Below are 21,307 nucleotides of genomic sequence, written 5' to 3' on the forward strand. Positions count from 1 at the left end.
ACTTGAAAACCAATCTGATTACCCGCGAGGGGTATGAAAAATTACGAGCAGAGCACGAGCATCTCTGGAATGTAAAGCGCCCGGAAATTACTAAAATCGTATCCTGGGCGGCGAGTCTGGGAGATCGCTCGGAAAATGCGGACTACACCTATAATAAGCGTCTATTACGCCAGATCGATCGTCGTGTGCGTTACCTGAGAAAGTGTCTGACGGAATTGAAAATCGTTGATTATTCACCGCAGCAGGATGGCAGCGTATTTTTTGGTGCCTGGGTAGAGATCGAAAATGAGCAAGGTGATGTGAAGCGCTTGCGGATTGTCGGCCCAGACGAGATCTATGGCGACAGTAAAGACTATATTTCGATCGATTCACCGATGGCACGCGCGATGCTGAAAAAAGCGGTTGATGAAGAGTTCACCGTGAACACGCCAGACGGCCCGCGTGAGTGGTTCGTCAACGCGATTGATTACGTTAAGTCATGAGCGTCGCCCGGTTCACGCCGGGCGGATTCACCGCTGACGTAAAAAACGCCATGTATCCTAAAACAGGTTTAGTTATCTGAATTTTGTGCCCGCAAGAGCTGTCTGGCCTGTTCAATGACGGGTAAGTCCACCATCTCGCCGTTTATCTGGAAAGCGTAGCTGTGTTCGGCCGCTTTCAAAACCTGTTTTGCCCAGTCTATTTTGCTGCTATCTGCCGTGAAAGCCTGCTGAACAGCATCGATCTGTGAGGGATGGATGCAGAGTTTGGCCGAGAAGCCGATCGAGCGCGCATGTAATGCGTCAGCCAGCACTCGCTCATGGTGCGTGAAGTCAGGATTAACGCAATCTATTGGCGGCGGTAAATCAGCCAATCTGGACGCCAGTACAATACGGCTCCTGGCATACAGCAATGCGTGTAAAGATTGATCGCAATGGATATCGAGTGAGAAATCTAGTGAACCAAACGCCACCCTTTCTACACCTGCGGCACAAATTTCTTCCGCATTATGTAATCCCCGAGCAGTCTCAATAATCGCAATAATATTCACGTTTTCCAATCTATTACGACTTATCATTTTCCGCGCTTCATTCAACATTGCCGCGGACTCTATTTTCGGTAAGACAATTTCCTGTGTGGCTATTTCATGCCTGGATGCGGTTCTATTTCTTAATCTCTCTTTATTATTGAGTTTATTTAGAAACTCTATGTCTTGATTGAATTCTGGTGATCCAAATTTATTTAAACGTATATGTTTTTTACAATTTATTTCAGAGACGGGAGTATCGTTTTCATACCACTGGATAATATTTTCTCTAGCCTGATTTTTTTCATCAGGATGAACAGCATCTTCCAGATCAAATATCACCGCATCGGCTCCACAGCTGATGGCATGTTGAAAGCGATGAGGCGCATTTCCAGGCACGAAGAGGTAGGTCTTAGCGTGTTCCATGCTGTTCTCCTTTGCTTATTTAATTGATAAAAAATGAATTTATAAAAATGTAACTAATTAGTTGCGAATAAGAATGATACCTATTTACATTGTCGTTGGTGATATGCTAGCTTTCCGTTCATTATTTTTCAATCTATCAATCGCGACATTTTTATTAAGTTTCGGGATGTGTTAACCCGAGGTCTAATGACACCCTTTTATACGTTACTGCAATCAATTATTACTTGTTTTATCGGTATGAGGAGTGGTTATGAATATCAAGGTAGACGCAGTTGAACACAGGGATATACGGAAGATTTCAGATGATTTTCTCTCTGATTATTCAAATAAAAATGCGTTAAGGCGATTGATTCGCTGCTTTTTCGCGGAAGGAATTTTGAATAAATATAACCTGATTTTTACTGAGGTTAATTACGGTCAGGCAACGTTTTCTTTGCGCGACAGCAATGGCGAATTGAAGTTTGATGATATTTATTCGGCCCCGGCAAACACTTATATTAATAATGGAAATATTTATCACATTAATTCCAATGGTGTGTCTTTCCCCATTACTGATCACGAGCAGTTGATTGATTTACTCCGTGATAGTTTTGATTTTCATCCTGAAGACAGCGGTATTAATGGCCTGAAAAAAGATGTCGGCAATAGTATCCGTAACGATACGAACGCCCGGCGTTATCGGTGTCAATGGCGTGCTGAGGTGGCTGATGCCATGCAGCAGGATGGACAGGAATATTTCACGCAGTGGCTGCGTCGGCAGCGAAGTATTCGCGACGCTGCGATGTTTCTCGATCAGTGGGGATCGCTGGAAGGGCATCCCTATTATCCAACCTGGAAATCCCGTCCGGGCTTGAGTGACGAAGACGTCCAACTGCTGTCGCCCGAATTCAATGCCCGTGTACCGCTGCGTATTACCGCACTGCGCCGCGATATGGCGTATGTGGAATGCATGCCGCACGTTGATGATTTTCATCAATGGTTTGCTCAGGCGTTTCCTGCGCTCTGGCAGGACTGGAAACAGCGCTTGAATCAACAAGGGCTGGATGAGACGCAGTGGCTGCCACTGCCAATTCACAGCTGGCATCTGGAAAACTGGGTGAAATCCCACTATGTGGATGAGATCGCCGAAGGGATTTTGCTCACCGACGGCCCCGATCTCATCACGCTGCCGGGTATGTCTTTCCGTACCGTCTTGCCCGTTGAACCCCCTTCTTCCCCGTTTATCAAGTTGCCTGTCGCCATCTGGATGACCAGCGAAATGCGCAGCTTACAGGCAAAATCGATCCATATGGGGCCGCGTATTAGCACCATTATCGAAGCGATTCTGACGCAGGAAGGCGGATTTGAGCAGCGGCTGGAGTTTTTCCGCGAAGAGGCCGCATTCCACTACAAACACGCGGTGCATCAGGATGACGCACTGGGCAAACACCTCTCCGTCGTCTTCCGTGATGCCCACGCCTATGAACGTTCTGACGGCTCGCTGCCCGTGACCGTCGCCACGCTGTTTACGGCGCTGCCTCACCGCGACCAACCGCTGTTCACCGAGTTGGTTACGCTGTCCGAGCTTGGCGCTGAAGCGTGGTTTCGTCAATACGTTCGCGCCGTTACCCGTCCTGTCATCGCCATCTATCTGCTGTACGGCATCGGGCTGGAAGCGCATCAGCAGAACAGCCAGATCCTCTTTTCATCTGAAGGCGTCGCGCAGGGACTGTTAATCCGCGATTTCGGTGACGGGCGCACCTATGCGCCGCTACTGCGCCAGCGCGGCTATCACCTGCAACCTTACGTCTGGCCCGGCATTCTGCCCACGGTATTTGAAGGCGATATTGAACCCGTGCGGATGTTTGTCGTCGATGCCTGTTTTGTCAGCCACCTGCACGAACTGGCGCTGGCGCTTAGCGCGGAATATGGCTTTGCCGATGCTCGACTGTGGCAAGTGATGAAAGAGGAAACCGCAGCGGCGTTTGACGCCGTGAAGTCGCGCGTTGATGGCGAGCTGTGGCAGACCGAACGCGACATGTTTTTGACCCAACCTTGGTATACGCGTTCGCTGCTGCGCATGCATATCCAGGAATATCGCGACTACCGGATTCAGCACGGCCTGAGCAATCCCTTCCTCACCGAAGAGGAAGAAATCCGCATCGGGTCGTGATGTATGGCGATGCTCCTGCCTCACCGACTGAAAAACGGGAGCATCTTTTCAATCCTCATTTTGAGATGGATAACTTTGTTGATGAACGCCAGGAAGAACTTCACTCCACCTACCGGGAAAACGCGTTTTCCTATTCCCTCCGCGTTGGCCGTCGCCGTAACGGCGGCAATGGCCGTGCTAAGCGGCATCGCGATACCTGTGCAGGCTGAAACGGGCGAGCGCGATGATTCCACTATTGTGGTTGAAGCCAAAGACGCCGAAGCTGCGCAGGGGCTGGTGGCAGGCGGTATGTCGGCACGTTCGTCCAGCACCGGATTGCTGGGCAAAAAGGATGTCATGGATACGCCGTTTAACGTCAGCAACGTGACCTCATCGTTTATTGAAAACAAACAGGCACAAACGCTGGGACAGGTCGTTGCCCATGACGCCTCGGTGCGGGTGAGTAGTTCTCAGGGGGGCCTGCTGGATTCTTACTACATCCGCGGTTTTCCACTCAACGAAGGAAACCTGAGCGATATCGCCATGAACGGCGTTTACGGTGTTGCCCCCAACTATCAACTGATGACCGACTACATTGAACGGGTGGAAGTACTGAAAGGGCCTTCGGCGCTGCTGTATGGGCTGTCGCCTAACAGCAGCGTGGGCGGCGTGATTAATGCCGTGACCAAGCGTCCGACCACCGTAGGCAATCTGACCCGCCTCACCACCAGCTGGCAGTCTGATTCCCAATTCACGCAGCATGCGGATATTTCTCGCGTCTATGCGCTGGAAAATAACAATCTGCTCGGCGTTCGTTTTAATGGCAACTATGGCTACGGCGACACGGTGTGGAACGGTAGCGACAAGCGCACACAGGTCGGCGCACTTGGGCTGGATTTTTCATCAGAACGTTTCCGCGCCACGTTGGATCTCATTACGCAGCACCTGAAAACCCGTGCACCGTCGCGACCTTATTCGTTTGCGGCGGGGGTGACTGTGCCCGACGCGCCGGATGGCAATAACAATATTTCCCAGCCGTGGGGCTTCTGGCACTCCAAAGATCAGTCGGTGCTGCTGCATACCGAATACGATCTGGCGGATAACGTCACCTGGTTTACCGATTTGGGTGGCTCCAGCGCACACGTAAGCCGACTGTCGGAGCAAGTGCCGCAGGTTACCAACAATAACGGCGATATTCGTTCCGGCGTAGGGAATTATCGCTTTACCACCAGCCGCTACACCTTGGCGACCGGTGTTCGTGCGGATGTGGAAACCGGATCGGTGACGCACAAGCTGTCGGCACAGACCAGCTACTATCGCGATCGTCAGGCCAGCGCCAGCAGGGCAGGAACGGCGATTGATTCAAATATTTATAATCCGGTTTATGTTCCGGCACAGGATATTGCCGCGCCTTCTAGTACATACAAACGTTCCTCCACCGCGCTGTCGGGTATCGCGCTGGCGGATACGCTCGGCTTCTGGAACGACGTACTACAAGTTACAGGTGGTTTACGTTATCAGCAGATCAACTCGGATAACTTCTCCGCACCGGATGGTGGGGTGCGCTCTTCTTATGACAAGAGCGCAATCACCCCGATGCTCGGGGTGATTGTTAAACCCTGGCAGCGCGTCTCGCTCTATGCCAACTACATCGAGGGGCTGAGTAAAGGCGATGTCGCTCCTACCACGGCGAGCAATGCGGGGCAGGTACTCACGCCCTATAAGAGCAAACAGTATGAAGCTGGGGTGAAAGTGGATGCGCTGGGGACGATCTCCACGCTGAGCGTTTTCCAGATCACCAAGCCAAGCGGCGCGCTGGTTAACGGCACGTTTGTTGACGCTAACGAGCAGCGCAATCGGGGTATTGAGCTCGATGTGGTTGGCTCACCGCTGGAGGATCTGCGTTTAACCGGGGGGGTGATGCTGTTGGATGCCGAACTGACCAAAAGCGTGACGCCGGGGGCTCAGGGTAAGCGCGCGCCGGGCACGTCGCGTTTTCAGGCTAACGCTGGCGTGGAATATGACCTGCCGTTCCTGCGCGATCTGACGCTGAACGCCAACGTCACCCATAACGGGAAGCAGAACGTTAACACCATCAATACCCAGTCTATTCCTTCCTGGACCACCGTTGATTTCGGCGCGCGTTACAAGACGCGAATCTATAACGCCCCTACCACGTTCCGTGCAGATGTACTTAACGCCTTTGACCGCAATTACTGGTCTGGCGTGACGTCGTTCAGCACGGTATCGCAAGGAACGCCACGGACGCTGATGCTTTCCGTAGCGGTTGATTTTTAAGGATATGAATTTTTCAGGAACTGAATGTTAAGGAGATAGCGATGAGCAACCTGTTTAGCTTTGCCGCAGTGTCTTCCCCCGCTGTTACGCAGGCCCACTGGCCTGAGAGATTGACGCCTTATCTGGATAGTGAGATTGAGCAGTTTCTTTTCAACTCGCCGCAAAGGTTGTCATGGCTGGTTGAACAGTATGGGTCGCCGCTGAATATTGTCTGGCCGCACACCGTGGCTAACAATATTTCGGCATTGCGAACCGTGTTGCAGCGTCACGACGTGGACTGCCGCCTGTACTACGGCGCGAAGGTGAACAAATCGCCGGGGCTGGTACAGGCGGCCGTGAACGCGGGCGTCGGCGTGGATGTTTCCAGTTTGCAGGAACTGAAAGATGCGCTACGTGCAGGTTGCGATGGTGCGCGCCTGTGCGCCACCGGTCCGGCAAAAACGCGGGAGTTTCTGACTGAACTGGTGCATCACCGTGCGCTTATCGTGCTGGATTCGCCTGAAGAGTTTGCTGAGGTGCTGGCGCTGGCGGCGTTGTTACGTGTGACGAAACCGGTACGGGTACTGCTGCGCTATCGCCCATCGTTCGCACAGGCCAGCCGTTTTGGCATGCTGGCTGCTGAGGTTATGCGCTGTCTGGAGATGTTGAGCACCAGACAGGATGTACTTCATCTTGAAGGCTTCCATTTCCATCTGGGCGGCTATGAGCCCGATACCCGTGTGGCCGCATTCGCTGAGCTGCTGCCATTACTGGAGCAGGCGCGGGCACGGGGTTTGGAGCCCGCCATTATTGATATCGGCGGTGGATTGCCGATTCAATATCTTTCGGCTTCTCGCTATCAGACGTATGTGGCGGAGCAGAATGAGGCAGATTACCGCCACGGTCAGGTGCCGACGTCGTTTTACCCGTATGGCGGCGAGCGCTCGGCAGCCGACTATCTTGAGGCATTCTTGTCAGCTTCTATCGGGCAGTATTGTGTGGCGGACATACTGAAACAGCACGACCTGATTCTGGCGATTGAACCGGGACGCAGTCTGGCCGACCAAAGTGCGATTACCGTGTTTCGCGTCACGCGAACGCGCCGCCAGCCGGATGGCAACCATGTCGTGTTTGTCGAAGGCAGCAGCTTCAGCGCGTGCGAGACCTGGTTTAACTCTGAGTTTTTGATTGATCCTCTGCATGTTTTTTCTGTCAAAAAAGACACACGTCCGACGCCGGGTAAAGCCTGGATCGCCGGACACAGCTGTCTGGACGACGATGTCATTACGAACCGATTGATTCATTTTCAAACCGTGCCGCAGCCAGGCGATTTACTGATTTACGCGAATACGGCGGGATACCAGATGGACCTGCTGGAAAACGCGTTTCATCGACATCCGCTGCCTGCGCGCCTGTGCGCTTTCAAAGGTAAGAAAGGTGAGCTGATTTTTTCCAGTGATAACTGAATGGAGCAGAACCATGATCCTGAATAAAGTAACTGATTTAATTGGTAATACGCCCGTTATACAAATTCCCGTTCCCTATGGGGATGCGCGTTTGTTTTTAAAAGTGGAGAAGAACAACCCCGGCGGCAGCATGAAGGATCGCATGGCGAGAAACATGATTGTCGCTGGACTGAAGTCAGGAAAAATACGTCCCGGCGGCACGATTGTCGAGTCGTCATCGGGTAATACCGGCATCGGGCTGGCGCTGGCGTCGATTGAATACGGTCTGCGCTTTATCGCCGTGGTCGATCATCATGCGGCACAGGACAAGATTGCCATCATGCGCGCGCTCGGTGCAGAAATTCGCTATGTCTCCGGCGACTACGGCGAAGACGAAGTGGCGGTGGTGGAGCGCCAGCGTATGGCGGCACAGCTCGCGGAGGAAATCCCCGGCGCGGTGTTTATGAACCAGTCGGATAACGCGGCGAATGCAGGCGGCTATGCCGATTTTGTCCGCGAGTTATTCAGCCAGATTGGCAAGATTGACGCGTTTGTCGGCTGCGTGGGTACGGGCGGATCGATGACTGGCATCTCACACGGCCTGAAAGTCCATAACCCGGATATTGTGACCATTGCTGTTGAGCCGGTTGGCTCTATCGTCTTCGGCCACCCCGGTAAACCTTACTATCAGTCCGGTACCGGTACGCCAGCAGGTGACACCGTGGGGCTGGTACTGGATTACAGCTGCATCGACTGTGGCGAACAGGTTTCAGATGCACAAGCGTTTGAAACGGCCCGTTATGTCGCACGACATTACGGGCTGCTGGTCGGCGGCTCAACGGGCGGGGTGATCTATAAAGCGCTGGAGCTGATCTATCAGGATCGTATCGGCGGTAACGTCGTACTGGCGATTGCCGACGGCGGTGAAAAATACCTGCACACGGTGTTTAACGAAGAGTGGCTGGCGGCGCGTAATCTCACGGATAGTGGCGTGTGGCACGATCTCGATCGCTGGCTGGGCAACGCGATTTCTCTGGAGCAGGCAAGCTAAGGAGTCAAGGATGCGCGAAACGCTAAGCGGGCAGCCGCTTAACGTGGTGATTTGCGGGGCCGGTAAAACCGGCCATCTTGCCACGGTACTGTTTAAACAACGGCCAGACGTCAAGGTGACACTACTGGGCAGTCATCCCCGACTGCCGGAAGACTATCAGCAGCACGGTAAACGGCTACACGCGTTGCTGCCGGATGGCGAAACGCTGACAGCCACCCCGGACTGCGTGACCTGCGACCCGGCGGAAGCCTGTCGTGATGCCGACGTTGTTATTATCACCGTTCCTGCCCACTTTCGTGCCGATCTTCTGACACGGATCGTTCCCCATTTGCCTATCGATAAGCCGGTCTACGTTGGTGCGATCCCCGGTTTTTGTGGCTTTGACTGGCTGGCTGAGCGTGAGCTGGCTGCACGGCCGAATGCGGTGATCTGGGGCATGAAGGACGTCGCGCACATTGCGTTTGATTTAGTGTCAGGTCAGTCGATCAAGATGGGCGGTGAAAAGGCCACGCTGTATGTCGCCACCCATCGGCGCGAAACCGCTGTGAGCCAGCAGGCGCTGATGGCGCTGTTGCAACGGCTCTATTCTGCGCCCGTGGTGCTATTGCCGGACTATCTGGAGATCACGCTGACACCGGGTAACCCGATTATGCACAGTGCAGTAATTTATGGCCTGATCGGCCCCTACGGCCAGTGGCATGCGCGGCCCTTCTCGCAGCCGCTGTGTTGGTGGAACGACTGCCCTGAATTGGGGGCATATTATCTGGAACGTATGGATGAAGAGAATCAGCGGCTGTGTGCGGCACTGGAAACGCGGCTTGGCGTGCAGTTGGATTCGGTGCTGCCGCTCAAGCAGGAGATTATCGATGCCTATGGCGATCAGATTGCCGATGCACACACGATGCTCTCCGTACTGCGTACCAATCAGGCCTACTACGGCATCGGTTTGCCACTGCGAAAGCATGATGCTGGCGGGTACGTATTTGATACCCAGCACCGGGTGTTTCAGGAGGATATCGCCTACGGCCTGAGTCTGTTAGTGACCCTTTCGGAGCATCTGGCGGTTAGCGTCCCTTACATTGATGAAGTCTACCGGTGGTGTAGCGATTACATGGGAGCCTCCACGCAGGATCGTCCCGATTATTTTCCGCTACAGTGGCTGAAATGAGACGGGGTGACGCCGTGAAAGCAGAAGGAACTGATGCATGCGCTTAAGTGGGCAGGTCGCTTTCATCATCCACTTTATGTTTGTCGTACAGCTGGTGGCGATGGGGGCGATGGAGATGAGCGGGCCGTTTTGGCCGCTGCATCTGGAAAGTATGTCGTCCGGTGCGGAACTGAGTATCGCGGGGATTGCGGTATACGTCGGGCCGATGCTGGGTATTATGCTGACCAGCGCTTTCTGGGGCCGAATGGGCGATCGGTTGGGCAACAAAGCCATGATGATCCGCGCGCTGTTTGGGCTGGCGTTGACCCAGCTCGGGCTGGCGTGGGCCAATGACATCTGGACAATAGTCGCGCTGCGTTTTATTCAGGGGGCTTGTGCGGGGTATATTGCGCCCGCGCAGGCGTATGGCGTCGCGGTGGTCAGCCCGTTACAGCGCACGCGGCTGTTTGCCTGGCTTCAGGTCTCTACCAACGTGGGATCGCTGCTGGGCGCAATTGTCGGCGGGCTGATTCTCGATTATCTGAACTTCTTCTGGATCAACCTGAGTGCCGCGATCCTGTGTGCTTTATGTGGCATGACCGTGGCGCTGTTCCTGCCGCATGTTGCCCCCGTGACTCCTGCTGTTTCGATCAAGGACACGCAGGAGAGCAACATACCCCGCAAACGGCTCTGGGCGCTGTCGCCGATTCCGGGCTTGCTGCTGATTTCTGGCCTGCTGCTGACTAGCCGGATGATTCCGCAAACGCCATTTTCCCTCTACATGGACGGTTTCTTTCAGGTGGATAAATGGATTATCGGTCTGTGCTATGGCTTGCAGGCAACGGGCGTGATTGTCTCCGCGTCGCTGTGGGCGCGCTATTTTGAAAACTTCTCACTGCCACAGACGCTGAGCCGTCTGTGTGTGGTCACGATGGCCTGTGCCATCGTGACATTGACTGCTGCCACAATGCTGAATATTGCGATTTTCATCCCGCTTTACTTCCTGTGGGGTGTGCTGCTAGGGGCAACCACGCCGGTTCTGATGGCGATGATTTCCCGTGCGGCGGGGGCGGGACAGCAGGGTTATATACTCGGCGTGGCGCAAAGCGTCAGCCAATTTGCCTCGATTCTAGGTATTTCTTTGGGCGGGTTAGTTCTCTACACCCCCGGATTACGTTCGCTATTCTTCTGCGTTGGCGCCGCGTATCTGGTGACCTTCCTGGTTGCTCTGATGCTGCTACGACATCTGCGGATACAGGCGGAAAAACATGACTCTCTCTCGACGAAGGGAAATATCGAAAATGTTTAATAGCTGGAAGCGGCAGTGTCGCCGTCCGTTATTCCTGAGTGTGCTGTTGATGGTGTTCCTGTTGCCGCTGGTGGGGCAGGCTACGCAAACCTCAACCGTTATCAAGGACGTATTGGGGCGTGAGGTGAGAGTCAACACGCCGGTGCAGCGCGTGATGCTGGGAGAGGGGCGTCAGCTTTATCTGGTGGCGATGCTCGACAAGGAAGATCCGGCGAAAAGAATTGTTGCCTGGCGGCGCGATCTGATTCAGTCCGATCCAGCAACGTGGCACCAGTATCTCGACCGCTTTCCTCAATTGGCAACGATCCCGACGTTTGATGGCACGGAGAAAGGCACGTTTGACGTGGAGCAGGCGGTGTCGCTGAAGCCTGACGTCATCATTATGAACATTGAAGCACAGCGGGCGATTGTCGATGCGGGCTACGACCGGATACTGGATAGCGTCGGGATCCCGATCGTCTACGTCGATTTCCGCTATCACCCGCTGGAAAATACCGCGCCGACCATGCGTCTGTTCGGCAAGCTGTTTAATCAGGAAGCACGCGCCGAAGCGTTTCTTGCATTCCGCGAGGCGCAGTTAAAACGCGTTTCCGACGTGCTGGCAGCGAAACATCCGCGTTCTCCGCGTGTGTTCGTTGAGCGACTGGGTGGCTATACCGATGAGTGCTGCCTGACGTTTGGCCCGGATAATTTCGGTAAATTTGTGCAACTGGCCGGTGGTGATAACGTGGCAGCAAAAAATGCACCGAGCACTTTTATGCAGATGCATCCTGAGCAGGTGATTGTAGAAAACCCAGAAGTAGTGGTGATCACCAGCGGCAACTTTGAGGCCTTCGTACCTGGCGGACGTTGGATTGGGTTAGGGCCGGGGCAGGATATGGCTGAAGGGCGCAAGCGGCTGGAATGGTTTTTGGGGCGTCCGGCCTATACCAACACTATCGCTAAACAGAAACGCGCGTTCCATGCGATCTGGCATCAGTTTTACAACGGCCCCTATGATTTCATCGCGATTCAGCAACTGGCTGAGTGGTTTCATCCTGACTTATTCCGCGATCTCAACGCGGATGACACCTTCCGCCAGCTTCATCAGCAGTTTTTACCGGTTGACTACCAGCCGGGCTATTTCGTCAGTCTTGCGCCGTAAATGAGAGGCAGCTCCGGCGTCATGTCGGCGCTGCGCATGACCGTTACGTCAGGAGGTGGAGAATGTTTAACAGTATGACCTACCACATTGCCCTTACGCCCGTGCAGTTCTTGTTGCCCTCTGAAAATGTCGATATGTCGAACGTGGAATGCCTGATGGAGGACATCTGTCGTTGTGGCTGTTGGACGACGCTGGTGCCGATAGAGAAAGAGACAGGGATTATCATGGATGGCAACCATCGGTTACGTGCTGCCACCGAGCTGGGATTAAAGCATATCCCTTGTGTACTGCTCGATTATGAAGATCCCCGCGTGTCCGTTTATCACTGGAAGACCGGGCAGCCTTTTTGCAAGAATCTGATCATGCAGACGATTGTGACGGAAAAGAGCCTGTTTCCCTATAAAACAACGCGTCACCTTTTTCAGCCCGCGCTGCCGTCGGTGAGTGTCGTTCTGGATGAACTGATGCGCTAACGTTAACCGCTTCACGCTGTCGCCCTGAGTCTGGGCGGCAACGCCTTCCCGCCTCTCTTTTCTCCTGCTTTTACCGTCCCCGTGCCTTTTTATTGTCGGCGGCGTTACTATAATCTTCGTAAACGACAATCTTTACTAACCGTAATCTTCGTAAATCGCCGATTATTTTATGACTGACAGCACAGGAAATGATTGATTACACGAATTTTAATATGCTTTGTAACAATTTTGCCTAGAATGTATACCAGAAACGACTGTCAGTAATTCGTGTGTTTCTGAACAATAGCAGCGTCGGCGCTATTACGCCTTTGGAGAAAGAGAATGCAAGAAAACTATAAAATTCTGGTTGTAGATGACGACATGCGTTTGCGCGCGCTGTTAGAGCGTTATCTGACTGAACAGGGTTTTCAGGTACGTAGCGTAGCCAATGCTGAACAGATGGACCGTTTACTGACCCGTGAATCCTTTCACCTCATGGTGCTGGACCTCATGCTGCCGGGCGAGGATGGGCTATCCATCTGCCGTCGTTTGCGCAGCCAAAGCAACCCGATGCCGATCATTATGGTGACGGCGAAAGGGGAAGAAGTGGACCGTATCGTCGGGCTGGAAATTGGCGCGGACGATTATATTCCTAAACCTTTCAACCCGCGTGAACTGCTGGCTCGTATCCGTGCGGTGCTGCGTCGTCAGGCAAATGAACTGCCGGGCGCGCCATCACAGGAAGAAGCGATTATCGCGTTTGGTAAATTTAAACTGAATCTGGGCACGCGCGAGATGTTCCGCGATGATGAGCCGATGCCGTTGACCAGCGGTGAATTTGCCGTGCTTAAGGCGCTGGTGAGTCACCCGCGTGAGCCGCTGTCTCGCGATAAGCTGATGAACCTGGCGCGTGGTCGCGAATACAGCGCGATGGAGCGTTCCATCGACGTACAAATTTCTCGCCTGCGCCGCATGGTGGAAGAGGATCCGGCGCACCCGCGCTACATCCAGACCGTGTGGGGCCTTGGCTACGTGTTTGTCCCGGACGGCAGTAAGGCATGATTCAATGGCGCTTTTCTCCGCGCAGCTCATTTGCACGGACGTTGCTACTGATTGTCACGTTATTGTTTGTCAGTTTGGTCACCACCTATCTGGTGGTGCTCAACTTCGCTATTTTGCCGAGTTTGCAGCAGTTCAATAAGGTGCTGGCATACGAAGTAAGAATGCTGATGACGGACAGTCTGCAACTGGAAGATGGCTCCACGCTTGAGGTGCCACCTGCGTTCCGGCGTGAGATTTACCGCGAATTGGGTATATCGCTGTACACCAATGCAGCGGCGGAGGAAAGCGGCCTGCGTTGGGCGCAGCACTACAAGTTTCTGAGTGACCAGATGGCGCAACAGCTGGGCGGCCCGACGGATGTGCGGGTTGAAGTCAGTAAAAATACGCCGGTGGTGTGGCTGAAAACCTGGCTGTCACCGGATATCTGGGTGCGCGTTCCTCTCACTGAAATTCATCAGGGCGATTTCTCGCCGCTCTTCCGCTATACGCTAGCGATAATGCTGCTGGTGATTGGCGGTGCCTGGTTATTTATTCGGGTGCAGAATCGACCCTTGGTTGAGCTTGAACACGCCGCTTTGCAGGTCGGTAAGGGCATTATTCCGCCGCCGCTGCGGGAATATGGTGCTTCAGAAGTTCGTTCCGTGACGCGCGCTTTTAACCAGATGGCCTCCGGCGTGAAGCTGCTGGCCGATGACCGCACGTTGCTGATGGCGGGCGTCAGTCATGACCTGCGTACGCCGCTGACGCGCATTCGTCTGGCGACCGAAATGATGGGTAAGGAAGATGACTATCTGGCTGAGTCAATCAATAAGGACATTGAAGAGTGTAATGCGATTATTGAGCAATTCCTCGACTACCTGCGTACCGGTCAGGAAATGCAGACAGAAGTCGCCGATCTGAACGCTATCATGGGCGAAGTGGTGGCGTCGGAGAGCGGCTATGAGCGTCAGATTGATAGCGAGTTTGCTACCGGTGAACTACTCGTGCGTATCAGCTCGCTCTCGATAAAACGTGCGGCGATGAATCTGGTGGTGAATGCGGCGCGTTACGGTAACGGTTGGATAAAAGTCAGTACCGGACGTGAGTTACAGCGCGTGTGGTTCCAGGTAGAAGATGACGGGGAAGGCATCGCGGCCGATCAATTACAGCACTTGTTCCAGCCATTTGTTCGCGGCGACAGCGCACGAACCACGAGTGGTACAGGACTGGGACTGGCGATTGTGCAGCGTATCATCGATGCACACAATGGTGTGCTGGATGTTGGCACGAGCGAACGCGGTGGGCTTTGTGTCCGCGCGTATTTGCCGTTGTTATCGGAAGCCTCCTCGGTCGCGGATAACGGTGCCACGAAAGAGTCGTAAGCCTAATGCCGATCGTTTAAGAACCGAGATACACGGAGCTACCACGGGGCGAGGTGTCCCTGCGGGAACCTCATCCCCGTGTTTCTCCTAAAATGAGGCTTAGGCTACCAGCGTTAGTCATAAGCCTCTTTTTAAGTCCTAAAATAGCAAAAGGCGCGGATTCCGCGCCTTTTCTCTTTGTGCTTCTTGTGAACGTTTAGCGCTTCGGCCCTGCTTTTACCAACGCCGCGCCTGCTGGCGCATCGGTGTATTTATCGAAGTTAGTGATAAAGCGCTGTGCCAGATCGTCCGCTTTTTCCTGCCATTGCTCGACGCTCGCGTAGGTATCACGAGGATCGAGAATGTCAGGATTGACGCCGGGCAGCGAGGTCGGGATCGCTAAATCGAAGACAGGCAACGTCTGCATTTCTGCATCATCAATGCTGCCGTTCAGAATGGCGTCAATAATCCCACGTGTATCCTTAATGGAGATACGTTTACCGCTGCCGTTCCAGCCGGTGTTCACCAGATAGGCCTGTGCGCCTGCTGCCTTCATTCGTTTCACCAGCACTTCAGCATACTGCGTTGGGTGCAGCATCAGAAATGCCGCGCCAAAGCAGGCGGAGAAGGTCGGTGTTGGTTCCGTCACGCCGCGCTCAGTTCCCGCCAGTTTGGCCGTAAAGCCGGACAGGAAGTGATACTGCGTCTGATCGGATGTCAGGCGGGAAACAGGTGGCAACACGCCGAAGGCGTCCGCTGTCAGGAAGATCACTTTGGTTGCATGGCCCGCTTTGGAGACCGGTTTAACGATATTATGGATGTGGTAGATCGGGTAAGAGACGCGGGTATTCTCAGTTTTGGAACCGTCGTTGAAGTCCACTGCGCCATCTGCCAGCACGGTGACGTTTTCCAGCAGCGCATCGCGTTTGATGGCATCGAAGATATCCGGCTCCGCTTCTTTGGACAGCTTAATAGTTTTAGCGTAGCAGCCGCCTTCAAAGTTGAAGACGCCGTCATCGTCCCAGCCGTGCTCGTCATCGCCAATCAGCTGACGTTTCGGATCGGTAGAAAGCGTGGTTTTACCCGTACCTGACAGGCCGAAGAAGACCGCCACGTCGCCTTTTTCACCGACGTTTGCCGAGCAGTGCATTGAGGCAATGCCTTTCAACGGCAGCAGGTAGTTCATGATGGAGAACATCCCTTTCTTCATTTCGCCACCGTACCAGGTGCCGCCAATCAGCTGGATGCGCTCCGTCAGGTTGAACGCGACAAAGTTCTCAGAGTTCAGCCCTTGTTCCTGCCAGTTAGGGTTAGTGCATTTTGCACCGTTCATCACGATGAAATCCGGTTCAAAACCTTCCAGTTCTTCATCGCTCGGACGAATAAACATGTTTTTGACGAAATGTGCCTGCCAGGCCACTTCTGTCACGAAACGCACGCTGAGGCGGCTGTCTGGATTGGCACCGCAGAAGGCATCAATAATGAACAACCGTTTTCCAGACAACTGCGTGGTGACGAGCTGCTTCAGATGCGTCCAGGTTTCCTGGCTCAATGGGTGGTTATCGTTCTTACCTTTGCCTTGATCGGACCACCACACGGTGTCACGGGTGATGTCATCGCGTACGATGTATTTGTCTTTAGGGGAACGGCCGGTGAAAATTCCGGTATCGACGGCTACTGCACCCAGTTGGGTTTCGATACCGCGTTCATAGCCTTGTAGGGTAGGAGAGCGTTCTTCTTCAAAAAGCAGTTCATAGCTGGGATTGTAGACAATATCGCGGACATCGTGGATTCCATAAGCCGTCAGGGCTTGCGGGGTAATACCGTTGATCTGCATGTTGCCACTCCTCAAGTTATAGTCGTACTACTAAACATTGTAGGGAGTGAGCTTATTTTAACCGCGATAGCAATCATAAAATTAAATAAATTCATTAATAACTTTGCTTATTTAGGTGTTTGAAAAATAATCACGGCGGTTTATAGATGGGAAAATAAGCAAAATAAAACGGGTACTTTCGTACCCGTTAAAACGATTAATGCAACAGATTTCCTGATGAATCGTGCCGTATGGCGCGGATGTCCAGAGAATTAAACAGGTAGTGCGTACCGCAATAATCACAGTGCATATCGATTTCGCCATCTTGTTCGATCATCTCATTCACTTCCTGATCGGACAGCGTCATTAATGCATCAGCGCAACGATCGCGCGAGCAGTGGCAGCGGAATTCGACATCCTGTGGTTCGTACACCGTGACTTCTTCCTGATGGTAAAGGCGGTACAGCACCTCGTTGGCAGGCAGGGTAAATAGCTCTTCGGCTTTGACAGTCGTGGTGAGTTGGGCCAGATGATCAAAATCATTACGGTCGGTATCCTGCGCAGGCAATACCTGTAACAGCATACCCGCAGCGACCGGATTGCCCTCGTGCTGTCCGGTACGGATAAATAGCCGCGTCGGTAACTGTTCGGACTGTTGGAAATAGCTCTCCAGACACTCCGCAACCGTTTCACCTTCTAAACCAACGACGCCTTGATAACGCTCACCGTCAGTCGGCGTAATGGTAATGACCAGATAGCCATTGCCAACCATCTCTTTCAGCGAACTTCCTGGTGCGATCTCCCCTTGCAGACGGGCAACGCCGCGCATCTGCTGCTGGTGATTGCCGTTAATCACCGCCAGCTTCAGTGGACCATCGCCCTGAAGTTGAACGGTAATATCACCGCTGAATTTCAGCGTTGCGGTCAGCAGGCTGGTGGCAACTAGCATTTCACCCAGCAGCGTTTGTACCGCAGCCGGATAGTCGTGGTTGGTTAAAATACGTTGATATGTCTCGTTAACGGTCACCAATTCGCCGCGGACGGCATAATTTTCAAACAGATAACGATGTAGTTGGTCGTGAGCCATAATATTTTCTCGTTGTAGTACGCGATGAGTTGTGCAGCGATGAGTGGTGCGGTAATCGCTGAGTCTTCTCTTATTGTCAGCCGTTTGATGACCAACAAATGAAGCTCTGCGTGTTAGTCCTGATCGCTGTATTTAAATTTAATCAGATCGCGTCGCTCTTTTTTATCAGGGCGGCGATCGGGATGTGGCATCGTCAGCGCATTCATTTTCCGCGCCTGCGCCAGCTTTTCTCGTTTCTCAATGCTTGCAGCCGTTTCCTGATACAGAGCCTGCGCCTCTGTCGCACTTCTGCGCTGGCCGCTGACAGCCACAATGATTACGGTGCGTTCATCATTTCCCTGACGCAGCTTAATCTCGGCATTCAGCTCGACCTGTTTGCTCGGTTTACCGCGTTGCCCGTTATAGTGCACTTTGCCGCCGTCGATCATCTCACGGGCCATCGCTCGGGTTTTATAGAAACGGGCGGCCCAGAGCCATTTATCCAGACGAACCGCGTCGTCAGCTTGCTCGGTAACTTTCGCCATAAATCCCCCTGATTACCCTCATGCCGATCGTTTAAGGATCGCGTTACCGGGGGCGACCACGGCACGAGGCATCCCTGCGGGAACCTCATCACCGTGTTTCCCCCTCAGGCCACCTGCATTACCCTGCGTTAACGGAGTGACGTAGGGCTGGTAGCAGCGCAAGATAGTCGTTCATTGATGGATGTTGCAAGAATGCCTTTTCCTGCTGGCCAGAATCTGGATTACGTACGCCCAGACAGTAATGGATGCCGAATGTTTTCGCGGCATCCAGAATCGGCTCGCTGTCATCCACGAATAACGTTCTGGCGGGGTCGAAGCCCGTTTGCTGCTGTACGGCCTGCCACAAACGCTGATTCTCTTTTGGATACCCATAAGTATGGGTGGAAAGCAATAAATCAAGGTGCTGATCCAGTCCCGTATGTTCGATTTTCACCGCCAGACTGTGTGGATGGGCATTGGTCAGCAGAATCGTCTCCTTGCCGCACTCGCGCAGTGCCGCTAAAAACGGCGTGGTGTCATCGCGCAATCGCGCTCGGGTGCCAATATCCGTCGTCATTTGATAGATATCCAGATCGAGACGTTCTGACCAGTAATCGAAGCAATACCAGTTTAGCGTGTGCTGAACCGCCTGATATTCTTGCTTGATAAGCTGGTGCGCCTGTTCAAGGCTGATTCGGCGTTTTTCACTGAGCGACTGCGGCACCAGTTGAAGCCAGAAATAGCTGTCAAACGCCAGATCGAGAAGCGTGCCATCCATATCCAGTATCACGGTGTCGATGTTGTGCCAGTTAACGTGGGGATTCATAACGACTCCAGATGTCGCGTCGTGCCATAGGGGGTGATGAAGCATGAGGCGCGCAATGCAATTGTGATAATAGGGACGAGAAACCGATTCCGCTAGGTTAGCATAACCGCAGAGAGGGCACGATGCCGTTAGCGGGGTAGCAGGGGGCGGTGATCTGGGAACGAATCGGCCATCATATTGAAGCGTGAGGCATAATAGCGCTGAATATCGGTAACTCGTTTCTGACTTTTACGCATTTTAATGCCAGTCAGGATCGCATTAACGATAAACGTCACGGAAAAGAGCAGAAGTAGCAGGCAACTGCCGAGATAGCGCCAGACGGTAATGACATCGGGTTCGCTGTGCAGGCTGATGTGCTGCGTCCCGTTGGCATCGGTATTAAGCTGAGTGATGACGCCCTCAGCATTAAACGGCGTATGCAACAGCATGGCCGAAAGCCGCTGGAGTTCCTGCCACTGATCCGATGGACGATATTCATGGAGCGGCATCGGTGGGAGTGGATGATTAACGAACTGCCGACCTTCGTCGCTGCGAATCAGGAATCCATCGGGAGGTGGGCTGTTCAGCGACTCTGCTGCGTTGTTGATTTCCTGATAGAAGAATTGATCGGTGGAACTGTTGACCAATGACTCCAGTGTTTCTGCGCTGACGGCGGGCAGCACGACATTCATGCCTTTTAGCTTGCCGGAGTCGGCATCTTTTACCAGCGTATTCCAATTCTTGACGTCGCTCAGATTCACCAGCGCATTTTTTAGGCGGGAACAATCGTTTTCCTGTTTACACAAATCTTGTGTTCTCAAAACGACATCAGCGAAGTTTTTCATCAAAATCAGCCCTGATTTCTGGATCGTGGACGCTAATTGAGAATTTACCTGACCTTCTTTGTCCGCCTGCGGATGGAGTTGACTGTTGACTGATTTAAGCAACGCGGAGGCTTTTTCAATTGTCTCAGATTCCGGCAACGGTAACGGTGCGGCTTTGTTCCAGTAAATGGCGGAGCAATCGAAAGGGCTGAACGCGTAGGACGACAGTGCGGAGACGGGAGGAATTCCTGCTGGCACATAGCACATACCGCTACCGCGAACGGCCAGCGTGTCGCCAATGCGGAGCTGAGCTTTTTCCAGATCGCTGACTTGCGTTACCTCAATGCGCTGTGCGCCTTGAAGCCAGGCCAGACTGAGTTTTAACGGCAGTTCAAGCTGCACGTTAGTGACCAGCAAAATCAGGCTGAGCAGCGAACCCGCGGCCAGCAGCAGATTTCTGCTCCAGCGCTGTAACGGGAAATTTTTCACTTCATCGTGCAGCGAAAGGTACTCTCCCTGACGGATCACCTGGCGGTTGAGGTAGATATCTACGTCCATTTTTCTCCCCAGATCCTGCGTGATATAGGGTTGCCAATGGGGTGGGTAGATCAGATCGATATTGCCAAGAGAGATATTGCCGAGTGGCCCCTGATTGGATTCGCCAAACAGTCCCAAACCTTGAGGTGTACCGTGGAGGCAATGCACATCCCGCAGTTCCTGAGCAGACGGCGACCGGAAAAGCTGCCACAGACTCCAGCCTGCTAACAATGATGCGGTGCCTATCAACCAGGGGAGCAGAGCAATTGGGCTATTCAGGCTGATGAACAGGAGTAGAAAAGACAGGCAGAGTACGGCTGTTTCTTTCACGCCTCTAGAGTGGTGAATAGCATGTTCTTCACGTGTTTCTTTGCGGATAGTGACCAACTCCGCGTGTTCATTACCTTCCTGACGGATGGAGGCATTTGGTACGGGTATTCCAGCCGCTAGCGGAGCCAGCGGACGATCGTCAAGACACTCGGTTAGCGAGTGTCCATTCAGAGAAATAACCAGCGGGATCGAGCGTGTCTTAATCAGTTCGACGGTGTTGTTTTCGGTAATGAACTGTTCCCAACTAGGGGGAAGATGGATTTCTTGTGTATCAATATAATAGCGCCACTTATTCTGAACATCGGTGCTCAGGCCGTAGCGTGTAATCGTATGGGTGATGGGATAAACCCGATTACTTTGCAGGGAACGCGGTAGTTTTGGCTGTGTATTGGGGGTATCAAGCGGCGTGGTTTGCTGACTGTTTTCCTGAGTCAGATAACGCTCAACGGCGATCCGTTCATCTTCAGTTAACCGACGGGGAAGCGATTGCGAAACGGGCAAGGGTGGGGCGGACAGGAAACGGCGTCGCATACGGTAGCCGACAAGACCTCCGATAACGATCAGACAGGCAAGCAATATCGCCAATAGGGTAAATATTGTGCTCATGTCATCTCC

The 21,307-nt window shown here is 53.2% G+C and carries 17 protein-coding genes; 11 read left to right on the forward strand and 6 right to left on the reverse strand.

Annotated elements, in window-relative coordinates; genetic code table 11:
* Positions 1 to 2: 2 nt before the first annotated feature.
* On the forward strand, positions 3 to 482 hold the full coding sequence (greB, locus tag CLR69_RS19430) for a transcription elongation factor GreB (RefSeq protein ID WP_129708562.1): 480 nt from the start codon (positions 3 to 5) through the stop codon (positions 480 to 482).
* 68 nt (positions 483 to 550) lie between these two features.
* Here greB and CLR69_RS19435 read toward each other — a convergent pair whose 3' ends face one another.
* Positions 551 to 1,432 carry an HpcH/HpaI aldolase/citrate lyase family protein gene (locus CLR69_RS19435; protein ID WP_131535068.1) on the reverse strand — a complete coding sequence of 294 codons (882 nt, stop codon included), beginning with the start codon at positions 1,430 to 1,432 and terminating at the stop codon, positions 551 to 553.
* A gap of 250 nt (positions 1,433 to 1,682) precedes the next feature.
* On the opposite strand from CLR69_RS19435, the gene CLR69_RS19440 reads away from it, so the two are divergent.
* The 10 genes from CLR69_RS19440 (at position 1,683) to envZ (ending at position 14,811) form a co-directional block, all read left to right on the forward strand.
* Positions 1,683 to 3,584: an IucA/IucC family protein gene (locus CLR69_RS19440; protein WP_131535069.1), complete on the forward strand. Its 1,902-nt coding sequence runs from the start codon at positions 1,683 to 1,685 to the stop codon at positions 3,582 to 3,584.
* A gap of 81 nt (positions 3,585 to 3,665) precedes the next feature.
* Positions 3,666 to 5,861, forward strand: coding sequence for a TonB-dependent receptor (locus tag CLR69_RS19445; protein WP_131535070.1), 2,196 nt, complete (start codon positions 3,666 to 3,668; stop codon positions 5,859 to 5,861).
* 41 nt (positions 5,862 to 5,902) lie between these two features.
* Entirely contained in the window at positions 5,903 to 7,306 is a 1,404-nt protein-coding gene (locus CLR69_RS19450; protein ID WP_131535071.1) for a Y4yA family PLP-dependent enzyme, read from the forward strand.
* 13 nt (positions 7,307 to 7,319) lie between these two features.
* Positions 7,320 to 8,336 carry a PLP-dependent cysteine synthase family protein gene (locus CLR69_RS19455; RefSeq protein WP_129708548.1) on the forward strand — a complete coding sequence of 339 codons (1,017 nt, stop codon included), beginning with the start codon at positions 7,320 to 7,322 and terminating at the stop codon, positions 8,334 to 8,336.
* Positions 8,337 to 8,346: 10 nt separating this feature from the next.
* Positions 8,347 to 9,504, forward strand: a complete 1,158-nt coding sequence (locus tag CLR69_RS19460) for an NAD/NADP-dependent octopine/nopaline dehydrogenase family protein (protein WP_131535072.1) — start codon at positions 8,347 to 8,349, stop codon at positions 9,502 to 9,504.
* Positions 9,505 to 9,541: 37 nt separating this feature from the next.
* Complete coding sequence (locus CLR69_RS19465; protein WP_131535073.1) at positions 9,542 to 10,792, forward strand: MFS transporter; 1,251 nt, start codon at positions 9,542 to 9,544, stop codon at positions 10,790 to 10,792.
* A complete protein-coding gene (locus CLR69_RS19470; RefSeq protein WP_131535074.1) occupies positions 10,785 to 11,936 on the forward strand; it encodes an ABC transporter substrate-binding protein in 1,152 nt (383 codons plus the stop codon). The genes CLR69_RS19465 and CLR69_RS19470 overlap by 8 nt, the downstream gene beginning before the upstream one ends.
* A 62-nt stretch (positions 11,937 to 11,998) precedes the next feature.
* Complete coding sequence (locus tag CLR69_RS19475) at positions 11,999 to 12,409, forward strand: ParB N-terminal domain-containing protein (RefSeq protein WP_129708537.1); 411 nt, start codon at positions 11,999 to 12,001, stop codon at positions 12,407 to 12,409.
* Between the two features lie 321 nt (positions 12,410 to 12,730).
* Positions 12,731 to 13,450 (forward strand): osmolarity response regulator transcription factor OmpR, encoded by a 720-nt coding sequence (gene ompR / locus CLR69_RS19480; RefSeq protein ID WP_005969424.1) that lies wholly within the window; start codon positions 12,731 to 12,733, stop codon positions 13,448 to 13,450.
* A complete protein-coding gene (gene envZ, locus CLR69_RS19485) occupies positions 13,447 to 14,811 on the forward strand; it encodes a two-component system sensor histidine kinase EnvZ (RefSeq protein WP_129708533.1) in 1,365 nt (454 codons plus the stop codon). The genes ompR and envZ overlap by 4 nt, the downstream gene beginning before the upstream one ends.
* A gap of 196 nt (positions 14,812 to 15,007) precedes the next feature.
* Here envZ and pckA read toward each other — a convergent pair whose 3' ends face one another.
* The 5 genes from pckA to CLR69_RS19510 form a co-directional block, all read right to left on the reverse strand.
* On the reverse strand, positions 15,008 to 16,627 hold the full coding sequence (pckA, locus tag CLR69_RS19490; protein WP_131535075.1) for a phosphoenolpyruvate carboxykinase (ATP): 1,620 nt from the start codon (positions 16,625 to 16,627) through the stop codon (positions 15,008 to 15,010).
* 196 nt (positions 16,628 to 16,823) lie between these two features.
* Positions 16,824 to 17,693, reverse strand: coding sequence for an Hsp33 family molecular chaperone HslO (gene hslO, locus CLR69_RS19495; protein ID WP_129708527.1), 870 nt, complete (start codon positions 17,691 to 17,693; stop codon positions 16,824 to 16,826).
* Positions 17,694 to 17,806: 113 nt separating this feature from the next.
* A complete protein-coding gene (gene hslR / locus CLR69_RS19500) occupies positions 17,807 to 18,217 on the reverse strand; it encodes a ribosome-associated heat shock protein Hsp15 (protein WP_129708525.1) in 411 nt (136 codons plus the stop codon).
* Between the two features lie 118 nt (positions 18,218 to 18,335).
* Positions 18,336 to 19,022, reverse strand: coding sequence for a GMP/IMP nucleotidase (gene yrfG / locus CLR69_RS19505; RefSeq protein ID WP_129708522.1), 687 nt, complete (start codon positions 19,020 to 19,022; stop codon positions 18,336 to 18,338).
* Between the two features lie 128 nt (positions 19,023 to 19,150).
* Positions 19,151 to 21,298: an intracellular growth attenuator family protein gene (locus CLR69_RS19510; protein ID WP_131535076.1), complete on the reverse strand. Its 2,148-nt coding sequence runs from the start codon at positions 21,296 to 21,298 to the stop codon at positions 19,151 to 19,153.
* Positions 21,299 to 21,307: the final 9 nt, after the last annotated feature.

The sequence above is a fragment of the Pectobacterium zantedeschiae genome (assembly GCF_004137795.1).
Lineage (GTDB): Bacteria > Pseudomonadota > Gammaproteobacteria > Enterobacterales > Enterobacteriaceae > Pectobacterium > Pectobacterium zantedeschiae.